The following is a 22,709-nucleotide window of genomic DNA, read 5'->3' as shown; positions in this document are numbered from 1 at the left end:
TTTTCTTTGTCGGCCATGTCCGCTAATCCGGGCGGCAACGAAGCTCCGAACGTTCGTTGCTCCAGGATTTGGAACCGACGCCATGAACATGCTGCCAGACGCTCAATCGCTTGAGCAGGCCGCCGACATCGAAGGCGGCTTTCATCCGCTGTTCGCCGATGTGCCGTCTTCGGTCGAGTTCAACAAGTTGCGCAAGCGGTTGCTGCGGCTGACCCGCCAGGCAATCGAGGATTTTTCGATGGTCAGGCCAGGCGAGCGCTGGCTGGTGGCTCTGTCGGGCGGCAAGGATTCCTACGGCCTGCTTGCCATGCTCTTGGACCTCAAATGGCGAGGCCTGCTGCCGGTGGAGCTGTTGGCCTGCAATCTCGACCAGGGCCAGCCGAACTTTCCCAAGCACATCCTGCCCGATTACCTCAATGCCCACGGCATTGCACACCGCATCGAATACCAGGACACCTACTCCGTCGTCACCGACAAGCTGCCGCAGGGCAGCACCTATTGCTCGCTTTGTTCACGCCTGCGGCGTGGCCATCTCTACCGCATTGCCCGGGAGGAGGGATGCTCGGCGCTGGTGCTCGGCCACCATCGCGAGGACATCCTCGAAACGTTCTTCATGAATCTGTTCCACGGCGGCCGTCTCGCCGCCATGCCGCCAAAGCTGCTCAACGATGAAGGCGACGTCATGGTGCTGCGCCCGCTTGCCTACTGCGCCGAAGCCGACCTCGAAAAGTTCGCTGCCGCGATGCGGTTCCCAATCATCCCTTGCGATCTCTGCGGCAGCCAGGAAGGCCTTCAGCGCAACGCCATGAAGGCCATGCTTGACGATATCGAGAAGCGCATGCCCGGCCGCAAGGATACGATGCTGCGTGCGCTGTCCAACACCAGGCCGTCGCATCTGCTCGACAGGAAACTGTTCGATTTCGCCGCCCTCGATGAAACGCTCTCCTGCAGGCAAGACATTTCCGATGACATTTGACGACACCGCGATCGACTGGCTGGCCAGCACCCTGGCCGAAGCAGCCGAAGCCGAAATCATGCCGCGCTTTCGCCGGTTGGGCGATGGCGACGTCCGCCAAAAGACGTCGGCCGCCGACCTTGTGACGCAAGCCGATGTCAGTGCCGAGCGGCTGATCACCGCCAAGCTGCGTGAGCGCTACCCAACAGCCATGATCGTCGGCGAGGAAGCCTGTTCCGACAATCCGGCGCTGCTCGACGGCCTCGGCGATGCCGATCTGGCTTTCACGATCGACCCGGTGGACGGCACTTTCAATTTCGCTTCCGGCGTGCCGTTGTTCGGCGTCATGCTGGGTGTCGTGGTCCGGGGCGAGACCGTCGCCGGCATCATCCACGATCCGGTCGGCAAGGACTGTCTGATCGGCGCCAAGGGTGCGGGCAGCCATATCAGGCACGCCCATGGCAGCCTGGAAAAGGTGCGTGTCGCGGCGCCCGCGCCGATCTCGGGAATGACCGGTTCCGTCTCCTGGCAGTACATGGCCGAACCGGAGCGGTCCCGGCTGGCGCGCAACCAGACGAAAATCCTGTCGCAATTCGCCTATCGCTGCGCCGCGCATGAATATCGCCTGCTGGCCAGCGGCCATGCCCATTTCGTCGTCTACAACAAACTGATGCCGTGGGACCATCTGCCCGGTGTGCTGATCCATGCCGAGGCCGGCGGCCACGCCGCGCGTTTCGACGCCAGCGCCTATCTGCCATCGCATGTCGGCGGCGGCCTGCTTGTCGCACCCGACCGGGAAAGCTGGCGCGAGTTGCGCAGGGAACTCTGGGCGCAATAGGCCGGCTGCCAATTCGAATGCCCAGCCGAGCGTCGCAAAGGCGACAATTCAATGCAAATCGGGGATGTGCCCTGAGACGGGTGGGTTCTGCGGCTGGAACATCTTGCCGCGCTCGGCGATGAAGATCATCAGCAGCGCTGCAACCGAGACGCTGCAGAAGCCGGCGGCGAGCGGCGTCACGGTGCCGTTGAAAGCCTGACCGATCAGCGTGCCGAGAATGCCGCCGAGAAACGTCTGCATGAAGCCCAGGATGGACGAGGCCGTGCCGGCCAACTGACCGAGCGGCTCCATGGCCAACGCATTGAAATTGGCGCCGAGCGCGCCGAACGGAAGCATGGCGCAGGCAAAGAAGGTGATGAACAGCCAGAGGGGCATCTTCATTTCCAGCGAAACGACCAGCCAGGCCAGGCTGATGACCAGAAACAACAGCAGTGCGCTCTGCGACAGGCGGCGCATGCCAATGCGGCCGACAAGGCGCGAGTTCAGATAGTTCGAGAAGGCGAGCACGCCGGCAACGCCGGCGAAGATGACCGGAAACAGCTCGCCGACGTTGAAAATATCGACATAAATCTGCTGCGCCGAGGCGATGAAGCCGAACATGGCACCGAAGATGAATGTGCTGGCGAAGGCATAGCAGATCGCGACCCGGTTGGTCAGCACGATGCGAAACCCGCCGACAATGGCATTGACGGTCAATGGCCGGCGATATTCGGGATGCAGCGTCTCGGGCAGACGCAGCAGCGACCAGGCCGAGACCACAAGCGCGCCGACGGCCATGGTGACGAAGATCAGATGCCAGGTCGCGAACAGCATGATGAACTGGCCGATGCCGGGAGCGATCACCGGGATCGCCATGAACACCATGAAGATCAGCGACATCACCTCGGCCATGCGCCGGCCATCGAACGTATCGCGCACGATCGAGACGGCGATGACGCGGGTCGCGGCCGCACCGATGCCTTGCACGGCCCGGCACAGCAGAAGCGTCTCGAAGCTTGGCGCTATGGCAGCCGCGGCCGCCGCCGCCACGTAAATGATTAGGCCGGCGACGAGCGGCGCGCGGCGACCGAAACGGTCCGAGAACGGTCCGAAAAAAAGCTGTCCGCCGCCAAAACCCAGAATATAGGCGGTGATCACATATTGCCGGTGGTTTTCGTTCTCCACGCCAAGCGAAGCGCCTATCTGCTGCAGCGCCGGCAGCATGATGTCGATGGCCAGTGAATTGAGCGCCATCAGCGCCGCGCACAGCGCGATGAACTCCCAGCGCGGAATGGGCAATTTGCTTGCCGATTGCGGTGCTGACGTCTGCTGGTCCACGGCAAGTCCGATCTCTCAAACGAAAACGCGCCGGTAGGCCGGCGCATTGGCTCGTCTCGGTCCCGGTCAGGGACGCAAAATAGCCGAGGAGGTGAGGCTCCCGGTGTTCAGGGCATGTCGGCAGCGACATGCCCAACCGAAATCAGGCAGCGCCCTTGACGCTCACGCCCTTCTCGACAAGGAATGTCTGCAACTCGCCCGCCTGGAACATTTCGCGCACGATATCGCAGCCGCCGACGAACTCGCCCTTGACATACAGCTGAGGGATCGTCGGCCAGTTGGAGTATTCCTTGATGCCCTGGCGCAGTTCGGCCGAATCCAGCACGTTCACGCCTTTGTAGTCGGCGCCGATATAGTCGAGGATCTGGACAACCTGGCCGGAAAATCCGCACTGCGGGAAACCGGGCGTGCCTTTCATGAAAAGCACGACGTCGTTGCCCTTCACCTCGTTGTCGATGTAGTCGTTGATACCGCTCATGGAATATCCTTTCCCGCCTGTGGGAGTCAGGCTCGAAGCTTTTCCATCAGATAAACCCATAGGTTGCCCGAAACAAGACTTTAGCCGCGTCGTGGCCTGAATGGCGCAAAAGATGCGGCGTTTTGGGCCAAGCGACTTTCGCGTTGGAATCCCTTAATCCGGCACGCTCGTCTGCAGCGCGAGCGCGTGCAGCACGCCGCCCATATTGCCCTTCAGCGCGTCATAGACCATCTGGTGCTGCTGCACGCGGCTTTTTCCGCGAAAGCTTTCGGCCACGACTTCGGCCGCATAGTGATCGCCGTCGCCGGCAAGGTCACGGATGGTCACCCTGGCGTCCGGGATGCCTTCCTTGATCAGTTTTTCGATGTCGCGGGCATCCATTGCCATGGCAAATTCCTGTTTTTTGGTCGGGCTGCGGCATGGCTGCCCGTGCGATGAGAGTCGGGTGAACCTAAAGCCTTTCCGGTCGGGATTGAAGCCGTTCCGTCCAGCCCCACCGCGGTTGTGGCTCACGACGCGTTCTCGCCCTGACCGCCGGCGTCGTCCGCGGGATCGTCCTCGGGCGTCGAGAAGGTCCGCCCAAGGCTGAAGGTCAGCACATAGAGAGGAAGGTTGATCGTGAGGTTGGCAATCGGCAGATAGGCGGTCATCCGCCAGACGGGCGAGAAGAACGGCTGGCCATAGCCATCGCAGACCAGCGAGGAGCCATACTCCCACAGTGCCCCCAATGCGGCCGCGACGGCGAAAAGTTTGATGCAGGTGAAGACGTGCCTCGTCCTTGCTTGGTCCGGCAGAAGCCGGCTCCAAAGCACCAGGCAGACAAGCGGAACCGCATAAAGAAGGTTCTGCAGGCCAAGCATCGGAAGCGTGTCGTTGGCCGCGGCGAGGAACTCCGCGCGTGTTTCCAACCGGGCGCAGACCTCGCTCGAGGTCGTCGACAGCAGGAAAAAGACGAACGGGCCGAGAAACCAGAAGAAGAACAGCGATGGCCAGAAGACGACTGCAAGCAGCGCCCGGGCGGCCAGTTTCCTGTGATTGAGCTTTTCCGAAAGATCGGTTCCCACTTTTCGGGATCACGCTCTGGTCAAATGGCCTGATCCATGAAGCGCGGGAACCAGCCTTCGTGCGCGGCGGTCAATTCGCCGAGCGGTATCGCCCGTGCCTCGCCGAGTTTCAGCGTGTCGCCGCCGGTCGAACCGATCCACGGCGCGAAGATGCCGAGCTCGCCTTGCTGTTTGCGGATTGCATCCCAGTCCTCACTGTCTGGATCGATCGACAGCGTCAGGAGATAGCGGCCCTGGTCCTCGCCGAACCAGACCGGGATGGGATCGGTGCCGGCCAGTCCGGGGACGGTCGCGCCGATGCCCGACGCCATCGCCATCTCGGCCAGGGCGACGGCGATGCCGCCGTCGGAAACGTCGTGAGCCGCGGTGACGATGCCGGACGCGATGAGGGCGCGCACATGGTCGCCGACCCGCTTTTCATGGTCGAGGTCGACCGGCGGCGGCGGGCCGTCGCTGCGGCCGTGGATGTCGCGCAAGTAAACCGATTGGCCGAGATGCGTGCCCCATGAGGCTGGTGCGCCGACCAGCAGGATCATCTGGCCTTGCGCCGCAAAACCGGCCCGCACCATCTTCGACCAGTCGGCGATCAGCCCGACGCCGCCGATGGTCGGCGTCGGCAGGATGCCCCGGCCATTGGTTTCGTTGTAGAGCGAGACATTGCCCGATACGATCGGGAAGCCGAGCGCGCGGCAGGCATCGCCAATGCCCTTCACCGCGCCGACCAGCTGACCCATGATCTCGGGCCGTTCCGGATTGCCGAAATTGAGATTGTCGGTGGCGGCCAGCGGCAGCGCGCCCGTGGCGGTCAGGTTGCGCCAGCATTCGGCTACCGCCTGCTTGCCGCCCTCGTAGGGGTCGGCCTCGCAATAGCGTGGCGTCACGTCCGAGGAGAAAGCCAGCGCCTTTGTCGGATGGCCTTCGACTCGCACCACGCCGGCATCGCCACCGGGAAGCTGCAGCGAATTGCCCTGGATCAGCGTGTCGTACTGCTCCCACACCCAGCGGCGCGACGACAGGTCAGGCCCGCCGAGCAGTTTCAGCAGCGCGTCGGCGACATCGGCCTGCGGAACGTCATTGGCCGCAAGCGGCGCCGGCTTCTTCGGCTCGACCCACGGACGGTCATATTCCGGCGCCTTGTCGCCGAGATCCTTGATCGGCAGGTCGGCGACCTGGTCGCCTTGATGCAGAACGCGGAAGCGCAGATCGTCGGTCGTCTTGCCGACAATGGCGAAGTCGAGCCCCCATTTGTGGAAGATCGCCTCGGCCTCCTTTTCTTTTTCGGGGCGCAGCACCATCAGCATGCGCTCCTGGCTTTCCGACAGCATCATCTCGTAGGCGCTCATACGCTCCTCGCGCACCGGCACCTTGTCGAGGTCGAGCTCGATGCCGAGATCCCCCTTGGCGCCCATCTCGACGGCCGAACAGGTAAGGCCGGCAGCACCCATGTCCTGGATGGCGATGACCGCGCCGGACGCCATCAGTTCGAGACATGCTTCCAGCAGGCACTTTTCGGTGAAGGGATCGCCGACCTGCACGGTCGGGCGCTTCTCGTCGATCTTGTCGTCGAATTCGGCCGAGGCCATGGTGGCGCCGCCGACGCCGTCGCGACCGGTCTTGGCGCCGAGATAGACGACCGGCAGGCCGACGCCCTTGGCCTCCGACAGGAAAATCGCGTCCGTCTTGGCAAGACCCGCGGCAAAAGCGTTGACCAGGATATTGCCGTTGTAGCGGGCGTCGAAATTGACCTCGCCGCCGACCGTCGGCACGCCGAAGGAATTGCCGTAGCCGCCGACGCCGGAAACCACGCCCGCCACCAGGTGCCTGGTCTTGGGGTGGTCGGGAGCGCCGAAGCGCAAGGCGTTCATCGCCGCGATCGGCCGCGCGCCCATGGTGAAGACGTCGCGCAATATGCCGCCCACGCCTGTCGCCGCCCCTTGGTAGGGTTCGATAAACGAGGGGTGGTTGTGGCTCTCCATCTTGAAGACGACGCAGTCGCCGTCGCCGATATCGACCACGCCGGCATTCTCGCCAGGCCCCTGGATGACCCGCGGGCCGGTCGTCGGCAGCGTGCGTAGCCATTTCTTCGAGGACTTATACGAGCAATGCTCGTTCCACATCGCCGAGAAGATGCCAAGTTCGGTGAAGCTCGGCTCGCGCCCGACAAGGTCGAGGATGCGCTGGTATTCGTCTGGCTTCAGCCCGTGCGCGGCAATGAGCTCGGGCGTGATCGGCACGGAATTGGAAATGGTCATGGGCGGCGGTTTTTATCCGTGGGAGCTTGGGATTTTGAGTCTCCTCTTATCGCAAGCTTTGCGGCCGATACACCCATGGGAGGACGAAAAATGGCTGAAATCCGGAGAAAGCCGCGATGTCATGAGCGCGCTTCCCATCGGACCGGATTCAACCGACGCGCCTCGGTCTTGCCGGAGGCATGCCGTCGTCCTGAACGGCGGGCGCTCCAAGGCGATGCGGATCAGGAAAAACTGTCGTAGCCGGCGCGGCCTTCGTCGAGGAGCCTCCGGATCGCCGCAACGCCGTCCGCGATGTCCTTACGCTGCCTCGGTTGCGAAATGCCGAAGCGCACGGCATGGAAGACCTGCTCGGAACGGCCCGCCTTGAACTCGTCTTCGTCGTCGATCAGCACGCCGTGCTCGAGGCAGGCGTTCTTGAACGTGCCGGAAAGCCAAGGGTCGGGCAAGGTTAGCCAGACAAAGGGTATATTGTCCCGTGACTTGAATTCGAAGCCGGCCAAAGTCTCGCGCACGATGGCGGTGCGGGCGTTGATTTCGGCGATGCTGCGTTTGCGTATGTCCGCGGCCTGGCCCGACAGCACCAGCCGGGCATTCACCTCGGCCAGCAGGAAAGGCATGCCGCCGGTCATCATCTTGTGGGCAACGCGGATGCGATGGCGATAAGCGGGCGGGCAGGAAAGCCAGCCGCCGCGAACGCCGGCCGCTACCGATTTCGACAGGCCGCCTGCGACAATGGTGCGCTCGGGTGCATAGTCGGCCAGCATTGGCGTCGGATCTTCGGTCAGGCCGCCGTAAAGATCGTCCTCGATAAGGACGACATTGTATTCACGCGCGATCCGCGCGATTGCCTCACGTCGCGCTGCCGGCAGGATCGCCAGCGTCGGATTCTGCACAGTAGGCATCAGAAAGATCATCTTCGGATGCTTTTGCGCGCAGACACGCTCGAAATCGTCGGGGTCGAGACCCTGATGGTCCGATGCCACCAGCGCCGTGCGGCGACCGATCAGGCCGGCGCTGCGCGAAATCTGCGAATAGGTCAGATGCTCGAAGGCGACGTAATCGCCGGGCGTGGTCAGTGCGGCGATCGCCGCCATGACAGCGGCATGGGTGCCGAGCGTCGGCACGATCGTATCGGCGCTCGGTCGAAACGAATTGCGCGACAGCCAGCTGGCGCCGGCCTCGAACCAGCGCTCGGGAAAATCACGCGTGTAGCTCGAAATCTCATGCGCATGATCCAAAGCCGTGCGCGACAGCACTTCGGTGACGATGGCGCCCTGGCCGATATCGGGCGCCGCGGTGCTGTCGAAGCGCAGCTTGCCGCGCGGCGCATCGATGTCGCGCGTGCCTTGCGCGTCCGGCGCTATGAAGTCGGGCCTCGCGTTCTGTCGGCCGAGGACATAGGTGCCGCGCCCGACCTCGCCGCTGACCAGTCCGCGCTCGCGCAGCAATTGATAGGCCCTGCCGACCGTGCCGACGGTTGCGCCGATGTCATAGGCGAGATCCCGCTGCGGTGGCAACTTTGCCCCGGCGTCGATCACGCCGCGGTCGATATCTGACTCTATGCTGTCAGCAAGGCGCTGATAAAGCGGGCCGGAGCTGGCCGTGAGGTCGGGAAGCCAATTTGTCATGGTGACAATTTTGTATATTGCGTCGAACGATGAGTCAATTCACATGCATTGTGTGGAAGAAAAGAGTGCAATTTGCAGCTTTGGTAGAACGAAATGGATACAATCGAGACAATCAGCCAGACAGGTGCAGGATTGTTCGGGCCTGCCGCGCGACCTGTGGGCCGCGGCGGCTTTGTCAGCCGCATCGTGCGTATGGTCAAATCGCTGGGGCGCTGGATCGACGGCCTGCTGGAGCGCAGGCGCAGCCGGCTTGCCTTGCTGGACATGACCGATGATCAGTTGAAGGACATCGGCATTTCCCGCTGCGACGCCCATCGCGAAGGGATCAGGCCATTCTGGGAATGAACAGGCGCGATGCGATGTTCAATCCGGATTGCCTAGAGCCGGAAAGGGGAAGCTGCAGCAGCCGGCCCATGCTACGCGGCGGCGGCGCAGGCCGGATTGCCTGACTGCCAGCGCGCGATGTCGGAGCCGATGCGCGCGCCGAGCGGCTCGGCCATCAGCGGACCGAACACGTCGACACGGCTCGAATTGCCTTGTGCCTGCACCACCAGCAGCGGCTTGCCGCCATAATGCTTGGCCGGCACCAGCAGGAAGCGCGGCGTGCCGCTGAACGAATTCAGTTCATTGGCCATCTGGTAGGATTTGAAGGCCGGGTCCTTGCTGGCGATCCAGCATTTATGCGCTGATATCGCCACCTGTTCCATGGCCAGCAGAGCGGCGCTCTTGCCGGGGGGTGGCGGCGCACTTTTCGGGCCCGACTGGCAGGATGCCAGCGCAAGCCCGGTCGCAGCCAGGAGGGCAAAGCGAGCAATCGTCAGTCTCATGGTCAGGCCGCCCCCACGTTCTGAAAGAATTTTGGGATATCAGGCAGCGATGCCGAGCGCGCCTTCGAACAGCGCCCGCCCGTCATTGCCGCCATGTGCCGCTTCGATCAGGTTCTCGGGATGCGGCATCAGGCCGAGCACATTGCCCTGGCTGCTGATGATGCCCGCGATGTCGTTGATCGAGCCGTTGGGATTGGTGCCGTCGGCATAGCGGAACACCACCTGGCCTTCGCCTTCCAGGCGTGCAAGCGTCTCGGCGTCGGCGAAATAGTTGCCGTCGTGATGCGCCACCGGCGAACGGATGATCTGGCCCGGCTGGTAGCGGCGGGTGAACATGGTATTGGCGTTGGCGATCTCAAGCTTCACCTGCCGGCAGACGAATTTGAGCGAGGAGTTGCGCATGAGCGCTCCCGGCAGCAGACCGGCCTCGACCAGGATCTGGAAACCGTTGCAGACGCCGATGACCATGACGCCCTTGGCTGCCTTTTCAGCGACCGCCCGCATCACAGGCATGCGCGCCGCGATCGCGCCGCAGCGCAGATAGTCGCCGAAGGAGAAACCGCCGGGAATGGCGATCAGGTCGACATCGGGAATTTCGGTGTCGGTTTGCCAGACCGTGGCTGGCGCCTTGCCGGAAATCTTGGTCAGCGCCGCGATCATATCGCGGTCGCGGTTAAGGCCAGGCAGGAGGACGACGGCTGATTTCATTTCGGTTCGTAAGGCCTTTGGGTTTCGGCAAGTTCGCGCAGGTCAAGACGGCGTTCGATATGTTCCAGCCGATCATCCAGGCGAGCGAGCACACCATAGATATTCTTCACATCGCTCTCAGTGGCTATCAGATGGCCGCGGATGGAGCCAAGCTCTGATTTCACCTCTCCAAGTGTCAAATCCATCCTGTCCAACCGCGACTGGATCGACTTGAGGACTTCAAATATCAGGCTTCCATCGATCTCGGCCACCAACCCCTCCGACACAACCTCAGGTAAGCGTCACACTATAATTCTCAATCACCGTATTCGCCAGCAGTCTGTCGCACATGGCTTTCAGGTCGGCCTCGGCCTTGGCCTTGTCGGTCCCGGCGAGCTCGACGTCGAACACCTTGCCCTGTCGCACCGAGCCGATGCCGTCAAAACCCAGCCCCGACAGCGCATGCTCGATTGCCTTGCCTTGCGGGTCCAGCACGCCGTTCTTGAGGGTTACGGTGATACGGGCTTTCATCGACGCTCCTGAATGATCGGTATCGGCCTGCGCCGGACCTGCCGTTGCCGGCAAGCCCGTTGCGGGCAATTAGTGCTTCATGCCCTTCGGCGGTTCGCTGGACGCGACGAGCACCGGTCCGGTTGGACGCGGCGGCTCGTTCTCATTCATGATGCCGAGACGGCGGGCGACTTCCTGATAGGCTTCGACAAGGCCGCCCATGTCGCGGCGGAAACGGTCCTTGTCGAGCTTGTCCTGCGTCGCCACGTCCCACAGCCGGCAGGAATCGGGCGAAATCTCGTCGGCGACGACGATGCGCATCATGTCGCCCTCGAACAGGCGTCCGCACTCGATCTTGAAATCGACGAGCTGGATGCCGACGCCCATGAACAGGCCGGACAGGAAGTCGTTGACGCGAATGGCCAGCGCCATGACGTCGTCGATTTCCTGCGGGCTCGCCCAGCCGAAGGCAGTGATGTGCTCTTCAGACACCATCGGATCGTCGAGGGCGTCGGCCTTGTAATAGAATTCGATGATCGAGCGGGGCAGGACGGTGCCTTCCTCGATGCCAAGCCGCTTGGACAGCGAACCGGCGGCGACATTGCGCACCACCACTTCGAGCGGGATGATCTCGACCTCCTTGATCAACTGCTCGCGCATATTGAGCCGGCGGATGAAGTGGGTCGGAATACCCATCCGGTTGAGATGATTGAAGATGTGCTCGGAAATGCGATTGTTAAGCACGCCCTTGCCATCGACGACTTCGTGTTTTTTCTTGTTGAACGCGGTGGCGTCATCCTTGAAGAACTGGATCAGCGTCCCGGGCTCAGGGCCTTCATAAAGTATCTTGGCCTTGCCTTCATAAATGCGGCGGCGATTTTTCATTTGATTTTTCTCTGGATTTGCGGGCAGGCGGCAAGCGACCAGTTCCTGTCCGTCTGCCTAAATTAGTGTGGCGACGGTGGCGTTCAATGCCGGTGTCTATCGTAATCGTCTTGTTTGCTCAATCGGCAAATCCTTTCAATCAACCGCTTTCGGGACCGAAATGCCGCAGCGCAGCAAACCACGAAGCGTATTGACCGGCCGCCAGCCTTTTGGTTTGTGCTCCGCCATCACATATTCATCAATGCCAGCGAATCGATTTCCATCGGAGGGATGCCATGAGCAACATGAAGGATCGCGAAGAGGGTTTTGAGCGCAAATTCGTCTTCGACGAGGAGCTTCGGTTCAAGGCGTCGGCGCGCCGCAACAAGGCTCTCGGCCTGTGGGCCGCGGAAAAGCTCGGGAAATCCGGCGCCGAGGCCGACGCCTACGCCAGGGAAGTGGTTGTTTCCGATATCGAGGAAGCCGGCGATCACGACGTCTTCCGCAAGATACGCAAGGATTTCGACGCTGCCGGCGTCAGCCAGTCGGACCATCAGATCCGCCGTACCATGGACGAATTGATGGCGCAGGCGATCGAGCAGATCAAGAACACCTGATCCGGCTGAAGCAGGTTCCGCAAAAGTGTCCCACCATTTGCGACGAACCTGCGGCACACAAAAGAATGACTGGACCAATCGACCGTCCGATCCAGCCGGGCGGTTTTTCTTTGCGTTTCCCGGCATTTCCGGCTGAAACTGCGATCCTTAGCGAGGAAGAAGCCGATGTCCCTGAAATCCCGCCTTGCGGCCGATGAAACGCTGGTCACCGCGTGGTCGGGCGTGCCGGACGCGCTGACCGTCGAAATCCTTGCCAGGCAGGGCTTCGATGCGGTCACGCTCGACATGCAGCATGGCGGCCATCATGAAGACAGCGTGTTGCGCGGCCTGGCGCCCGTGCTTGCCACCGGCAAGCCGGCATTGGTGCGTATTCCCGTCGGCCGTTTTGACATGGCCAGCCGGGCGCTCGATTTTGGCGCCGAGGCGGTGATCGCGCCGATGGTCAACTCGGTGGCGGATGCAAAACTGTTCGCTGCGGCGATGAAATACCCGCCGGTGGGCGAGCGCTCCTGGGGCCCGACCTATGCCTTCCCACGCCATGGCAAGGGTGATCATGCCGAATGGCTGCGCGACAGCAACCAGCGCACCATGGCCTTCGCCATGGTCGAGACGCGGGCGGCGCTCGATGCGCTGGACGGCATCCTCGATACACCCGGTATCGACGGCATTTTCCTGGGGCCATCGGACTTCTCGATTGCCTGGTCGAACGGCACGACCGTCAATTCGACGCTCGAAAGCATGATGGAAACGGTGGGTTCGATCGCCGAGCGTACCCGCAAGGCCGGTAAGCATGCGGCGATCTACGTCATCGAACCGGCCATTGCCGGCCGCGTCGTGGCGATGGGCTACCGGCTGCTGGCCACAGGGTCCGAGCACTCGCTGATTTCGCTGGGGGCGAAGACGCTTTTGAGGGGCATCAAGGATTCGATCGGCGCCTGATTGAAGAGCAACGATCCGGTGGGGGTCGTCAGGCCTTCAGGTCGGTCAGGAATTTGGCGAAGGTCATCGAACCTTCGGGCCATGGGCCGAAGCCTGAATCGGCGTTGAGGTGACCGGCTTCACCGGCATCGATGAAGAGAGACCCCCAGGCGCCCGCAATGTCCTCGGCGACGTCGAAGGCGCAGAACGGATCGTTGCGGCTGGCAATCACCATGGACGGGAAGGGCAGGGGCTCGCGCGAGTAGGGGCCGAACGTCATCAGGTGCCTTGGCCGTATCTCCGGATTGGCGACATCGGGCGGCGCCACGAGGAATGCGCCGGCGACCGGCTTGCGGAACCGCGGGATGGCTTGTACCGCCGCGGCAACGCCCAGCGAATGCGCGACGAGGACGACGGGTCTCTCGGCCTCGTTGACGGCGCTGGCCACGCTCGCCGTCCAGTCCTCGCGCACGGGCTTGGACCATTCCGCCTGTTCGACGCGCCGCGCGGTCGACAGCTTGGATTGCCAGCGGGTTTGCCAGTGCTCGGGTCCGGAATTGGTATAGCCCGGGATGATGAGAATATCTGCGTCCTTGACCTTCATGGCGCGCATGTAGCGAGCGTCTCTGTTTCGTGCAACTATCTCGGCAGGCACGGCACGTCACAATTGTGAACAACCTGTTCGATTTTTCTCGCCTTGTGTGAACGATCGCGATCGACGATCTACCGTGGTGAAACGAAACAGCCGTGTAAGAGCCGGGCTTTTGGATCTGACACGACGCAAGATGACCGGTGGCGCAGGGCTCCTTGCCTTGGGAGTGTCGACCGGCGCTGGCCGAGCGGAGACTTTGATGAGTGAACTGCCCTTTGCTGCGACCACGCCGGTCAGCGTCTCGCGCGTCGGTCTGAAGGCCCGCGATGCCGAAGGCCTGGCCGCTTATTACCGTGCCGTTGTCGGCTTGCAGGAATTGAGCCGCGCCGATGGCGCGATCACCCTGGGCGCCGCTAACCGTCCGCTGTTGGTGCTGGAGCCGGATGCCTCGGCCAAGCCCGACGATCCGCGTAGCGCCGGCCTGTTCCACACCGCTTTCCTGCTGCCCAGCCGAGCCGACCTTGGCCGCTGGATCAATCACGCCATCGCCAGCAAGATCGCCATCGAAGGCGCCTCCGACCATCTGGTCAGCGAAGCGCTTTATTTGACCGACCCGGAAGGCAACGGCATCGAGATCTACGCCGATCGCCGGCCGCAGGACTGGAAATGGAACGGCGACAAGATCGCGATGGCGACCGAGCGGCTGAACATCCCGTCCGTCGTTGCCGACGTGCCGGCCGGTGACGCCGGCTGGCACGGTGCGCCTGAAAACAGCATTGTCGGCCACGTCCACCTGCGCGTCGGCCGGCCGGAAGAGGCGGAAGCCTGGTGGAACCAGGAATTCGGCTTCGACACGGTGGCGAAGTATGGCGGCCAGGCTGTGTTCCTGTCGTCAGGCCACTACCATCATCATATCGGCGCCAATGCGTGGCAGAGCGCCGGCGCCGGCCGCCGCGACCCGGCCCGGTCGGGCCTTGCCTGGGTCGAGATGCGTTCCGACAACGTGGCCAATGAAACGACCCGCGAAGATCCGTGGGGCACGGTGATCAGGACCGTTCCCGGCAAAGCGTGATCGGCAGTTACGTCCCGCGGTACCTTCTCCTCGTATACCGACGGGGAGAAGGAAAGCCCCTCACGCCTCTCCGAACACCCGCCTGAAGATCGTATCGACATGCTTGGTGTGATAACCAAGATCGAATTTCTCCCGGATCTCGGCTTCCGGCAGGGCGGCGATGACGTCCTTGTCGGCCAGCAATTCTTCAAGAAAATCAGCGCCTTGTTCCCATACCTTCATGGCATTGCGCTGCACCAGCCGGTAGGCGTCCTCACGAGAGACGCCGGCTTGCGTCAATGCCAAGAGCACGCGCTGCGAATGCACTAGGCCGCGGAACTTGTTCATGTTCTTCAGCATGTTGTCGGGATAGACGAGCAGTTTGTCGATGACGCTGGTCAGCCGCGCCAGCGCGAAATCCAGCGTCACCGTCGCATCCGGCCCGATCATGCGCTCGACGGAGGAATGCGAAATGTCGCGCTCGTGCCAGAGCGCCACATTCTCCATCGCCGGCAGTGCGAAGGAGCGCACCATGCGGGCAAGGCCGGTTAGGTTCTCTGTCAGCACCGGGTTGCGCTTGTGCGGCATCGCCGACGAACCTTTCTGGCCAGGCGAAAAATACTCTTCGGCTTCCAGCACCTCGGTGCGCTGCAGATGCCGGATCTCGATCGCCAGCCGCTCCACCGACGATGCGATGACGCCGAGCGTGGCGAAGAACATGGCATGGCGGTCGCGCGGGATGACCTGCGTCGATACCGGCTCCGGCTTCAACCCGAGCTTTGCCGCGACATGCTCTTCGACATAAGGCTCGATATTGGCGAAGGTGCCGACCGCTCCCGAAATGGCGCAGGTGGCTATGTCCTCGCGAGCGTGCACGAGCCGCTCGCGGCAGCGCGAAAATTCGGCATAGGCTTGCGCCAGCTTGACGCCGAAAGTGGTCGGCTCGGCGTGGATGCCGTGGCTGCGGCCGATGGTAACGGTATCCTTGTGCTCGAAAGCGCGGCGCTTCAGCGCCGCAAGCAGCGCATCGATGTCGGCCAGCAGCATGTCGCTGGCGCGGGTGAGTTGCACCGCGAAACACGTGTCGAGAACGTCCGAGGACGTCATGCCCTGATGGATGAAGCGTGCGTCGGGCCCGACGAATTCGGCGAGATGGGTGAGAAAAGCGATGACGTCGTGCTTGGTGACGCGCTCGATCTCGTCGATCGCATCGACGTCGAACTTCGCGGCATTGCCTTTTTCCCAGATGGTTTTCGCCGCCTGTTTCGGGATGACGCCGAGTTCGGCCAGCGCGTCGCAGGCATGAGCCTCGATCTCGAACCAGATGCGAAACCGGGTTTCGGGCGACCATATGGCGACCATTTCCGGCCTGGAGTAGCGAGGGATCATCGGTCAGTCCTGACGTGTCGAGAAATTTGCCTGCGTCCTAACAGAGGCGGACAAAATGCTCAACGCCGCTGCCGCGCAAACCAGAGGCTGGCGGCAAACAAGGCGACGAAGCCGAGCGGAAAATAGAGCCGGATGCCCAGCACCGCGAACTGGTAGAGTGCCACCGCCATCGTGAAGACGAACTGAAGCCCCCAGGTGAGGGTGAAGGTGGGTGCATGCCATTCGGCATAGTAGGACCGGTACTGCAAGGCATACAGCCCGGCGGTCAGGCCGGTCGTCGCGGCGGCGAGACCCACGAATGCCGCCGCGAAGGCGACTTCCCGGCTCCTTCCGAGCGAGACCAGCCGTGCCGCGAACAGGCCAACAGGAAAGGCCAGAGCGCCGCCGCCTGCAAACAGCAGCGTCACGGTGCGGATTTTATCTGGCGTCACCCAACTTTCCAGCAACAGGTTGAGGAGCGCGCTGGCGCCCATCGTGGCGGCCCACACCACAGCGCCGAGCAGCGCCGTGCGCAGCGCAGGTATGGCATGGCGGAGGCGGCCCAGGGTGCGGAGACGCCTGGCGGGTTGGACGAGCGGTGTCACAGGCGACCCGTCACCGCGATCCAGCGATAATCCGGCCCTTCGAAGCCATATTGGCGCACCGCGATAAGCACCGCATAGGCGCTGAGACTGTCCATCGAAAATGTCTGCACGGCTCCGATGCGGTAGCCGTTCGGGCAACCCCGGCTCTTGGGGATCGATTTGTCCTCGTGCAGTAGCTTCGTTGTACCGCCGTCTTGCGCCTCGATGCGCAGCAGCCGAAAGCCGTTGATCTCGCCCTGGCTCGCGCAGCCCTCGGCATCGTTCATGCCGATCTCGTCCAGCCGAAACTCGAGCGGCTGGTCGACCGGCGAGAAGATCGGACGCGGATTGACCGCCATCCGATGCGGGTCGGCGGACAGCTCCGTTACCGGGTTGAAGCCCGCGGTAATGCCCTTGTTCGCGGCCAACTCCGTCTGGCTGACGACCGCTTCGCCCTTCTCGCGGGCCTGAACACGAGCCGCCGCCAATGTGGCGTTCTCGTCGTCCAGCCTGACGCGAATAGGCGTTCCCTTGAGAAAGCTGTCGTTGCTGGTGTCGATGTAATAGCGATTGGCGTAGGGAAATCCCGATCCATCCTGCACGCCATATTCCTCGAACGCGAAGACGCCGCCGTCTTTGGTGAAGCCCAGGATTTCAAGCTCGGCGACATCTCCGGCCCGGGCGGCGACGAGCGCGCAAAACTGCGCGAGCAGGCAAACGGCAAACAGAAGACGGTCTTGCATAAGGTTTCCCGCCGGGCCAACGATATCGCCATTCCCTATCACGGCAAGACGCCGGCGTCGCGCTGTCCGATAAAGCAAGCGCCATGCATCCAATCGCGGCCTCGTCTGTTATTGTCGGCAGTCCCAATGGAGAACCACCATGACCGACACCAGCAAAATTCGTGAGCATATGGAAGTGATCGGTGCCGATGGCGTCCATGTCGGCACCGTCGACAAGGTCGAGGGGCAGCGGATCAAGCTGACCAAGTCCGACAGCGGCATGGGCGCGCATAAGGGGCACCACCATTTCATTCCCTTGAGCCTTGTTGCGGAGGTCGAGGGAAAGAAGGTCTGGCTGTCGGCGAATTCCGACGTCGCGGTCACTTTCGAGGAAGAAAAGTCCGACCCCACCTGATCGCGTGTAACCGCCGTCAGCGCGACGACCAGACCGGAAACAGATCGCCCTCGGCGGGCGTCGCGGCGAAAACGCCTCGAGTGATGGCGCGCGCCATCGTGGCGCCTGCCGCGGCATAAAGGTCGATTGCCGTGTCGGCTTCGAGCCGGATACCGCTCCTGCCCGTCGCCAGCGCGAAGACCAGATCGCCATCGGCCGGCGTGTGCGTCGGCCATATGGCCCGCACGAAACCGTCATGCGCCGACATGGCCAGGCGCTTTGCAGCAGCCTTGGTGAGAACGGCGTCGGTGGCGATGACGGCGATTGTGGTGTTGCCGCCCGTGTCCGTCTTGCCCGTGAACTCCTTGTCGCGAAATTTCAAGAGGATGCTTTTGGCGTCGTCCGGCATCGGCGAGGGATAGCCAAGTGCGCCGAATTCATCGCCGATCTCGAACGGAGCCGCCCAGAAATGGCGGCTTCGGCTGACGGTTACCGAACCGGTCGGATTGACCGCCGCAAGCGCGCCGATCGTGATGCCATTGTCAAGCAGCGTCGAAGCCGAGCCAAGCCCGCCCTTGAGACCGGAGGTCAGCGCGCCGGTGCCGGCGCCGGTCGTGCCGATCTGGAAATCCGAACCGGCGGCCTGCGCCGCCGCGTAGCCGAGATCGCGGTACGGCGGATAGCGGCCCCAGTCCTTGTCGCCGCCATTGCGCAGGTCGAAGAGGATCGCCGCCGGCACGATCGGCACGCGAAAGCCGCCGACCTCGAAGCCAATGCCACGCTCGCGCAGCGCTGCCTGTACGCCGGACGCTGCGTCGAGGCCGAAAGCCGACCCGCCCGACAGCACCACGGCATGGACCGTCTCGACCGAATTGTGGGGTTCGAGCAGGTCCGTCTCGCGCGTGCCCGGTGCACCGCCCAGGATCTGGACGCCGGCTACAGCCGGTTCGTCGCAAAGGACGGTCGTCACGCCGGATTTCAGTCGGGCATCGGAGGCATTGCCGACGCTGAGACCGGCGACATCGGTGATCAGGTTGCGCGGGCCGGTGCGAAACATCAGTTGCTTTCCAGCGGTACGAAGCGGGCGCCATCGAAACGGAAGACGCGGTACGGTTTCCGGCTGAGGTCGCCCTTTGCGTCAAAGCGCACCGGCCCGATCGCCGTGGTGAAATCATGCCCGATGAGCGCTTCGGCAAGCGGCCTGCCGGAGCTTGCCGCTTCCGCCATGGCCGCCTTGGCGGTTTCTACCGCCGCATAGGCCGGCAGCGTATAGCCGTCCGGCACGATCTTTTGCGAGGCGAACGCCTCGAGCACCTTGGGATCGGCGACATCGGCCCATTCGGGGGGAGCGATCATCAGTGTACCCGTGGCATAGGGCACTGCGCCGGGCGGCGTGCGCAGGTTCTCGCCGCCGGCGAATACGATGCCGGCGTCGAGTTGCGCGGCGTCGCGACCCATGATGGCGATGTCGTCGCCATCGCCACCGGCAAAGACATGGGTTGCGCCGGCCTTCTTCAGCCGGCCAATCAGACCGATCTGGTTGTCGAGCTGCGGTCGGAACGTGTCGACGAACACCGGCTTCAGCGCCGCCTGTTCGGCAGCCGCCCGCAATGTCTCGGCGATCTCGCGGCCATAGATGGTGCCGTCGTCGATGACAGCGAACAGTTCGTTCTGCCAAAGCCGTGTGAGGGTGGTGGCGACGGCGTTGCGCTCGTCGTCGCCCCTCGGTCCGAGCCGGTAGACCGGCCAGCCGGTCTTGGGACGGCGGTCCGTCAGGCTTTCGGTTCGCACGCCAACAGTGATGACGGGGATGCCCGCATCCTTGAGGATCGGCATCGCCGCCTCGATCGTTTCCGTACAAAGAAATCCCACCACGACATTGACCTTCGCGGCCGCGAATTCGCGGGCTGCCGCGGCACCCCCCCCGGCCGTGCAGGCATCGTCGACCGTCTTGAATTCGATGCCGTTCACCTGGGCCGCCATCTCGGCGCCCGCCTCGATCTGCCTGCCGAGGATCGCCGAGGATCCGGAGAGCGGCGCGGCAACGCCGACAAGCACCGTTTGGGCGCTGGCGGCGCCGGTCAGCAGCAGCCAGGCCAGCGCGGCAGATATCGTTCCCCCGGGTCGCATCCTGTCGAAGACTTCCTCCAAGCGAGCCCGGATGGTTCCCGGCGCCACTCCCGCCAAGACCTAAAGGCTGCCCGGTCTTGGCGCAACACGCGAATATCGGGATATGGGCCAAGCGCTTCGCTTGTGGCATGTCATATCTAGCCATATATAGCGGTAGGGTTCTGGTTATGGAAAATCTCCGGTGTTGAAGAAGAACGACATTGGGCCGCAGGCCTATCGCGACGCGATGAGCCATTTTGCCGGCCACGTCCATGTGGTCACCACCGACGGTCCGGCCGGCAGGCGCGGCGCGACGGTGATCGCGGCCTGTTCTGTGTCGGACACGCCGCCGACCATTCTGGTCTGCCTCAACCGCGAAAATCCCAAGAATGAGCCGTTCGTGAAAAACGGCAGGTTTGCCTTGAACACGCTTGCCTCGCACCAGGAGCCGCTGTCGGTGGGCTTTTCCGGCATGACCGGCTTGCCGGTCGAGGAACGTTTCGCGCTCGGGGAGTGGGACGTGATCTCCACCGGCGCGCCGACGTTGAAGGGCGCGCTGGCGGTGTTCGACTGCGAACTGATCGACACCAAGGACTTGGCCACCCATCGTGTGCTTTTTGGCAAGGTGACAGGCCTGCGCATGGGCGATAATTTGCGGCCGCTGATCTATCACGCCCGCGGCTACCACGTTCTGGAAAGCGGGGCAGAGGCGTCCACGGAGAAGGAATGACCGAGCTGAAACCGCGCCCCGTGCCGCGGACGATCGACGAGACGCTCGATCTTCTGACCGGCGCGGACTATGTGGCGGACCGGTCGTTGGCCACCGTGCTTTTCCTGTCGCTGCGCATGAAGCGGCCGTTGTTCCTCGAGGGCGAGGCCGGCGTCGGCAAAACCGAGATCGCCAAGGTGCTGGCCGAGGCACTCGGCCGCCGGCTGATCCGTCTGCAATGTTATGAGGGTCTCGACGTCTCGTCCGCCGTCTACGAGTGGAATTATGCCGCGCAGATGATCGAGATCCGCATGGAGGAGGCGGCCGGCAAGGTCGACCGCTCCGACATGGAGCGCAACGTTTTCTCGGAAAAATATCTGATACGCCGTCCGGTGCTCGATGCGCTGACCGGCAAGGCCGGCGCCGCCCCGGTTTTCCTGATTGACGAGCTCGACCGCACCGATGAGGCGTTCGAGGCCTTCCTGCTCGAGATCCTTTCCGATTTCCAGGTGACGGTGCCCGAACTCGGCACGATCAGGGCGGAGGAACCGCCGATCGTCATCATCACCACCAACCGCACCCGCGAGATCCATGACGCGCTGAAGCGGCGCTGCCTCTATCACTGGGTCGATTATCCCAGCGCCGAGCGGGAATTGGAGATCGTGCGCCGCAAGGTGCCGCAGGCGAACAGCCGGCTTTCGGCCGAGGTGGTCTCCTTCATCCAGAAGCTGCGCCAGATCGAATTGTTCAAGATGCCGGGCGTCGCCGAGACCATCGACTGGGCCGGCGCGCTGACCGAACTCGACAAAGTCGCACTCGACCCGGAAACCGTCTCCGACACGATCGGCGTGCTGCTGAAATACCAGGACGACATTGCCCGCATCGGCGAGGGCGAAGGCCGGCGTATCCTCGACGAGGTGAAGGCCGAGCTTTCGGCGGCGGAGTAGGGCTCATGGCCATGCCTCGCGCGGAACCCAAGGAGGCGACTGTCGACGGCCACATCGCCGACAACATCGTCTATTTCGCCCGTGTCTTGCGCAAATCAGGCATGCGGGTCGGGCCGGCCTCGGTCAAGGACGCCATCGAGGCGGTACTTGCCGCCGGCATCGGCTCGCGCGACGATTTCTACTGGACACTGCATGCCGTGCTGGTGTCGCGGCATGAGGACCATGCCACCTTCGACGAGGCCTTCCGGCTATTCTGGAAGTCGCGTGAGCTGGTCGAAAAGATGCTGGCGATGCTTTCGCCGGTGGCGCCCGATACCAGGGAGAAGCAGAAGCCACGCGCGGCCGAAAGCCGTGTCAGCCAGGCTATGTTCGAAGGCCACAGCAGGAACCAGCCGACGCAGGAAATCCCAGAGATCGAGGTCGACGCGCGCTTTACTTTCTCCGGCAACGAGGTGCTGAGGGCCAAGGATTTCGCTCAGATGAATGCCGCCGAGATGGCCGATGCCAGGAAAGCGATCGCCGAACTGCGGTTGCCCTTCGACATGGTGCGGACACGCCGGTTCAAGGCCGATGCGCATGGTCGCCGCATCGATCCGCGTGCCATGATGCGCTCGGCCGCACGCACTGGCGGTGAACTGATCCTGCCGAAGTTCCGCTCGCCCCGCGAAGTGTATCCGCCGCTGGTCGTGCTCGCCGACATTTCCGGTTCGATGAGCCAATACACGCGTATTTTCCTGCATTTCCTGCATGCTCTGACGGAAAAGCGCCGTCGCGTGCACACTTTCGTCTTCGGCACCAGGCTCACCAATCTGAGCCGCCAGATGCGCCATCGCGATCCCGACGCCGCCTTGGCCGATTGTTCCGCCGCGGTGAAAGACTGGTCGGGCGGCACGCGCATCGGCGACACGCTGGCCGAGTTCAACCTGATATGGTCGCGTCGCGTGCTGGGACAGGGCGCGGTGGTGCTTTTGATCACCGACGGGCTCGAGCGAGACGCGGTCGACGGCCTCTCGGAGCAAATGGAGCGTCTGCACAAATCCTGCCGGCGGCTGATCTGGCTGAACCCCTTGCTGCGCTTCGGCGGTTTCCAGGCGCGCGCCCGCGGCGTCAGGGCGATGCTGCCGCATGTCGATGAATTCCGTGCCGTGCACAATCTCGATGCGCTCGCCGATCTCTGCGCTTCGCTGGACCGGAAGCCTGGATATGCCGTCGATCCGCGGCGATGGATGGAGGGTGGCGCGAGGCGCGCCGCGTAGCCATATGCTGCTGAAGACACAT

General features: G+C 63.1%; 27 protein-coding genes. 10 read left to right on the top strand and 17 right to left on the bottom strand.

The annotated features are described in order from the left end of the window. Positions 1–82: 82 nt before the first annotated feature. Together ttcA and LB566_RS00455 are read left to right on the top strand one after the other, a co-directional pair. The gene (gene ttcA, locus LB566_RS00460; RefSeq protein WP_224622424.1) at positions 83–976 is read left to right on the top strand and encodes a tRNA 2-thiocytidine(32) synthetase TtcA; all 894 of its coding nucleotides are present in this window, start codon (positions 83–85) and stop codon (positions 974–976) included. Beyond that, on the top strand, positions 966–1,793 hold the full coding sequence (locus LB566_RS00455; protein WP_140548911.1) for an inositol monophosphatase family protein: 828 nt from the start codon (positions 966–968) through the stop codon (positions 1,791–1,793). Before ttcA ends, LB566_RS00455 begins: the two co-directional genes overlap by 11 nt. 48 nt (positions 1,794–1,841) lie before the next feature. On the opposite strand, the gene LB566_RS00450 is transcribed toward LB566_RS00455, so the two are convergent. The 6 genes from LB566_RS00450 to LB566_RS00425 all read right to left on the bottom strand — a co-directional run bounded on the left by LB566_RS00450 (position 1,842) and on the right by LB566_RS00425 (position 8,532). Further along, positions 1,842–3,110: a multidrug effflux MFS transporter gene (locus LB566_RS00450; RefSeq protein ID WP_224622422.1), complete on the bottom strand. Its 1,269-nt coding sequence runs from the start codon at positions 3,108–3,110 to the stop codon at positions 1,842–1,844. A gap of 142 nt (positions 3,111–3,252) precedes the next feature. Further along, entirely contained in the window at positions 3,253–3,588 is a 336-nt protein-coding gene (gene grxD, locus LB566_RS00445; RefSeq protein WP_013532137.1) for a Grx4 family monothiol glutaredoxin, read from the bottom strand. Positions 3,589–3,741: 153 nt separating this feature from the next. Then, the gene (locus LB566_RS00440; RefSeq protein WP_140493839.1) at positions 3,742–3,975 is read right to left on the bottom strand and encodes a BolA/IbaG family iron-sulfur metabolism protein; all 234 of its coding nucleotides are present in this window, start codon (positions 3,973–3,975) and stop codon (positions 3,742–3,744) included. Between the two features lie 122 nt (positions 3,976–4,097). Further along, a complete protein-coding gene (locus LB566_RS00435) occupies positions 4,098–4,652 on the bottom strand; it encodes a hypothetical protein (RefSeq protein ID WP_224622420.1) in 555 nt (184 codons plus the stop codon). Between the two features lie 20 nt (positions 4,653–4,672). Continuing rightward, a complete protein-coding gene (gene purL / locus LB566_RS00430) occupies positions 4,673–6,904 on the bottom strand; it encodes a phosphoribosylformylglycinamidine synthase subunit PurL (protein ID WP_224622418.1) in 2,232 nt (743 codons plus the stop codon). Between the two features lie 221 nt (positions 6,905–7,125). Further along, positions 7,126–8,532 carry a PLP-dependent aminotransferase family protein gene (locus tag LB566_RS00425; protein WP_140548905.1) on the bottom strand — a complete coding sequence of 469 codons (1,407 nt, stop codon included), beginning with the start codon at positions 8,530–8,532 and terminating at the stop codon, positions 7,126–7,128. 93 nt (positions 8,533–8,625) lie between these two features. Between LB566_RS00425 and LB566_RS00420 the strand changes: the two genes are divergently transcribed. Beyond that, positions 8,626–8,877 carry a DUF1127 domain-containing protein gene (locus tag LB566_RS00420; protein WP_224622416.1) on the top strand — a complete coding sequence of 84 codons (252 nt, stop codon included), beginning with the start codon at positions 8,626–8,628 and terminating at the stop codon, positions 8,875–8,877. Positions 8,878–8,948: 71 nt separating this feature from the next. Here the strand turns inward: LB566_RS00420 and LB566_RS00415 are convergent, their stop codons facing one another. The 5 genes from LB566_RS00415 to purC all read right to left on the bottom strand — a co-directional run bounded on the left by LB566_RS00415 (position 8,949) and on the right by purC (position 11,441). Then, positions 8,949–9,359: a hypothetical protein gene (locus LB566_RS00415; RefSeq protein ID WP_224622414.1), complete on the bottom strand. Its 411-nt coding sequence runs from the start codon at positions 9,357–9,359 to the stop codon at positions 8,949–8,951. Positions 9,360–9,398: 39 nt separating this feature from the next. Further along, the gene (purQ, locus tag LB566_RS00410) at positions 9,399–10,067 is read right to left on the bottom strand and encodes a phosphoribosylformylglycinamidine synthase subunit PurQ (RefSeq protein ID WP_140493824.1); all 669 of its coding nucleotides are present in this window, start codon (positions 10,065–10,067) and stop codon (positions 9,399–9,401) included. Continuing rightward, positions 10,064–10,318, bottom strand: a complete 255-nt coding sequence (locus tag LB566_RS00405; RefSeq protein WP_224622412.1) for a DUF1664 domain-containing protein — start codon at positions 10,316–10,318, stop codon at positions 10,064–10,066. The genes purQ and LB566_RS00405 overlap by 4 nt, the downstream gene beginning before the upstream one ends. 19 nt (positions 10,319–10,337) lie before the next feature. Then, on the bottom strand, positions 10,338–10,577 hold the full coding sequence (gene purS, locus LB566_RS00400) for a phosphoribosylformylglycinamidine synthase subunit PurS (protein WP_140517697.1): 240 nt from the start codon (positions 10,575–10,577) through the stop codon (positions 10,338–10,340). A gap of 69 nt (positions 10,578–10,646) precedes the next feature. Beyond that, a complete protein-coding gene (gene purC / locus LB566_RS00395) occupies positions 10,647–11,441 on the bottom strand; it encodes a phosphoribosylaminoimidazolesuccinocarboxamide synthase (RefSeq protein WP_127282327.1) in 795 nt (264 codons plus the stop codon). A gap of 275 nt (positions 11,442–11,716) precedes the next feature. Here purC and LB566_RS00390 point away from each other — a divergent pair, with 275 nt between their 5' ends. Both LB566_RS00390 and LB566_RS00385 read left to right on the top strand, forming a co-directional pair. Next, a complete protein-coding gene (locus LB566_RS00390) occupies positions 11,717–12,037 on the top strand; it encodes a DUF1476 domain-containing protein (RefSeq protein WP_140548897.1) in 321 nt (106 codons plus the stop codon). A gap of 165 nt (positions 12,038–12,202) precedes the next feature. Then, entirely contained in the window at positions 12,203–12,976 is a 774-nt protein-coding gene (locus tag LB566_RS00385; RefSeq protein ID WP_224622410.1) for an HpcH/HpaI aldolase family protein, read from the top strand. Positions 12,977–13,004: 28 nt separating this feature from the next. Here the strand turns inward: LB566_RS00385 and LB566_RS00380 are convergent, their stop codons facing one another. Beyond that, on the bottom strand, positions 13,005–13,559 hold the full coding sequence (locus LB566_RS00380) for an RBBP9/YdeN family alpha/beta hydrolase (RefSeq protein WP_224623604.1): 555 nt from the start codon (positions 13,557–13,559) through the stop codon (positions 13,005–13,007). 247 nt (positions 13,560–13,806) lie between these two features. Between LB566_RS00380 and LB566_RS00375 the strand changes: the two genes are divergently transcribed. After that, a complete protein-coding gene (locus LB566_RS00375) occupies positions 13,807–14,619 on the top strand; it encodes a VOC family protein (protein ID WP_224622408.1) in 813 nt (270 codons plus the stop codon). A gap of 60 nt (positions 14,620–14,679) precedes the next feature. Here LB566_RS00375 and purB read toward each other — a convergent pair whose 3' ends face one another. The 3 genes from purB to LB566_RS00360 are packed head-to-tail and all read right to left on the bottom strand — an operon-like array spanning position 14,680 to position 17,293. Then, a complete protein-coding gene (gene purB, locus LB566_RS00370) occupies positions 14,680–15,987 on the bottom strand; it encodes an adenylosuccinate lyase (RefSeq protein ID WP_224622406.1) in 1,308 nt (435 codons plus the stop codon). A gap of 59 nt (positions 15,988–16,046) precedes the next feature. After that, positions 16,047–16,571, bottom strand: a complete 525-nt coding sequence (locus LB566_RS00365) for a hypothetical protein (protein WP_224622404.1) — start codon at positions 16,569–16,571, stop codon at positions 16,047–16,049. Further along, entirely contained in the window at positions 16,568–17,293 is a 726-nt protein-coding gene (locus LB566_RS00360; RefSeq protein ID WP_224622402.1) for a DUF2259 domain-containing protein, read from the bottom strand. The genes LB566_RS00365 and LB566_RS00360 overlap by 4 nt, the downstream gene beginning before the upstream one ends. 139 nt (positions 17,294–17,432) lie before the next feature. On the opposite strand from LB566_RS00360, the gene LB566_RS00355 reads away from it, so the two are divergent. Further along, a complete protein-coding gene (locus tag LB566_RS00355; protein WP_140548888.1) occupies positions 17,433–17,687 on the top strand; it encodes a DUF2171 domain-containing protein in 255 nt (84 codons plus the stop codon). A 16-nt stretch (positions 17,688–17,703) separates the two neighbouring features. On the opposite strand, the gene LB566_RS00350 is transcribed toward LB566_RS00355, so the two are convergent. Further along, positions 17,704–18,723, bottom strand: coding sequence for a P1 family peptidase (locus LB566_RS00350; protein ID WP_224622400.1), 1,020 nt, complete (start codon positions 18,721–18,723; stop codon positions 17,704–17,706). Next, positions 18,723–19,796 carry a branched-chain amino acid ABC transporter substrate-binding protein gene (locus tag LB566_RS00345; protein ID WP_224622399.1) on the bottom strand — a complete coding sequence of 358 codons (1,074 nt, stop codon included), beginning with the start codon at positions 19,794–19,796 and terminating at the stop codon, positions 18,723–18,725. The genes LB566_RS00350 and LB566_RS00345 overlap by 1 nt, the downstream gene beginning before the upstream one ends. 181 nt (positions 19,797–19,977) lie before the next feature. Between LB566_RS00345 and LB566_RS00340 the strand changes: the two genes are divergently transcribed. From LB566_RS00340 to LB566_RS00330, 3 genes are read left to right on the top strand one after another with little or no spacing between them, the layout of a single operon-like run. Next, entirely contained in the window at positions 19,978–20,505 is a 528-nt protein-coding gene (locus tag LB566_RS00340; protein WP_140548882.1) for a flavin reductase, read from the top strand. Then, a complete protein-coding gene (locus tag LB566_RS00335) occupies positions 20,502–21,431 on the top strand; it encodes an AAA family ATPase (protein ID WP_140493800.1) in 930 nt (309 codons plus the stop codon). The genes LB566_RS00340 and LB566_RS00335 overlap by 4 nt, the downstream gene beginning before the upstream one ends. Before the next feature lie 11 nt (positions 21,432–21,442). Then, positions 21,443–22,687 (top strand): vWA domain-containing protein, encoded by a 1,245-nt coding sequence (locus LB566_RS00330; RefSeq protein ID WP_224623603.1) that lies wholly within the window; start codon positions 21,443–21,445, stop codon positions 22,685–22,687. Positions 22,688–22,709 lie beyond the last annotated feature (22 nt).

This window comes from Mesorhizobium sp. CA13, from assembly GCF_020165235.1.
GTDB lineage: Bacteria > Pseudomonadota > Alphaproteobacteria > Rhizobiales > Rhizobiaceae > Mesorhizobium.
The sequence above is the reverse complement of the archived record's forward strand: the minus strand, read 5'-3'. Positions and strand labels throughout refer to the sequence as shown.

Coding starts and splice junctions, on each gene's coding strand:
- LB566_RS00375 (WP_224622408.1), top strand. CDS start 13,807: ATGAGTGAACTGCCCTTTGCTGCGACCACGCCGGTCAGCGTCTCGCGC.
- purL (WP_224622418.1), bottom strand. CDS start 6,904: ATGACCATTTCCAATTCCGTGCCGATCACGCCCGAGCTCATTGCCGCG.
- ttcA (WP_224622424.1), top strand. CDS start 83: ATGAACATGCTGCCAGACGCTCAATCGCTTGAGCAGGCCGCCGACATC.
- purS (WP_140517697.1), bottom strand. CDS start 10,577: ATGAAAGCCCGTATCACCGTAACCCTCAAGAACGGCGTGCTGGACCCG.
- purB (WP_224622406.1), bottom strand. CDS start 15,987: ATGATCCCTCGCTACTCCAGGCCGGAAATGGTCGCCATATGGTCGCCC.
- LB566_RS00380 (WP_224623604.1), bottom strand. CDS start 13,559: ATGAAGGTCAAGGACGCAGATATTCTCATCATCCCGGGCTATACCAAT.
- LB566_RS00425 (WP_140548905.1), bottom strand. CDS start 8,532: ATGACAAATTGGCTTCCCGACCTCACGGCCAGCTCCGGCCCGCTTTAT.
- LB566_RS00355 (WP_140548888.1), top strand. CDS start 17,433: ATGACCGACACCAGCAAAATTCGTGAGCATATGGAAGTGATCGGTGCC.
- LB566_RS00420 (WP_224622416.1), top strand. CDS start 8,626: ATGGATACAATCGAGACAATCAGCCAGACAGGTGCAGGATTGTTCGGG.
- purQ (WP_140493824.1), bottom strand. CDS start 10,067: ATGAAATCAGCCGTCGTCCTCCTGCCTGGCCTTAACCGCGACCGCGAT.
- LB566_RS00415 (WP_224622414.1), bottom strand. CDS start 9,359: ATGAGACTGACGATTGCTCGCTTTGCCCTCCTGGCTGCGACCGGGCTT.
- LB566_RS00390 (WP_140548897.1), top strand. CDS start 11,717: ATGAGCAACATGAAGGATCGCGAAGAGGGTTTTGAGCGCAAATTCGTC.
- purC (WP_127282327.1), bottom strand. CDS start 11,441: ATGAAAAATCGCCGCCGCATTTATGAAGGCAAGGCCAAGATACTTTAT.
- LB566_RS00455 (WP_140548911.1), top strand. CDS start 966: ATGACATTTGACGACACCGCGATCGACTGGCTGGCCAGCACCCTGGCC.
- LB566_RS00330 (WP_224623603.1), top strand. CDS start 21,443: ATGCCTCGCGCGGAACCCAAGGAGGCGACTGTCGACGGCCACATCGCC.
- LB566_RS00345 (WP_224622399.1), bottom strand. CDS start 19,796: ATGCGACCCGGGGGAACGATATCTGCCGCGCTGGCCTGGCTGCTGCTG.
- LB566_RS00360 (WP_224622402.1), bottom strand. CDS start 17,293: ATGCAAGACCGTCTTCTGTTTGCCGTTTGCCTGCTCGCGCAGTTTTGC.
- LB566_RS00350 (WP_224622400.1), bottom strand. CDS start 18,723: ATGTTTCGCACCGGCCCGCGCAACCTGATCACCGATGTCGCCGGTCTC.
- LB566_RS00385 (WP_224622410.1), top strand. CDS start 12,203: ATGTCCCTGAAATCCCGCCTTGCGGCCGATGAAACGCTGGTCACCGCG.
- LB566_RS00335 (WP_140493800.1), top strand. CDS start 20,502: ATGACCGAGCTGAAACCGCGCCCCGTGCCGCGGACGATCGACGAGACG.
- LB566_RS00440 (WP_140493839.1), bottom strand. CDS start 3,975: ATGGCAATGGATGCCCGCGACATCGAAAAACTGATCAAGGAAGGCATC.
- grxD (WP_013532137.1), bottom strand. CDS start 3,588: ATGAGCGGTATCAACGACTACATCGACAACGAGGTGAAGGGCAACGAC.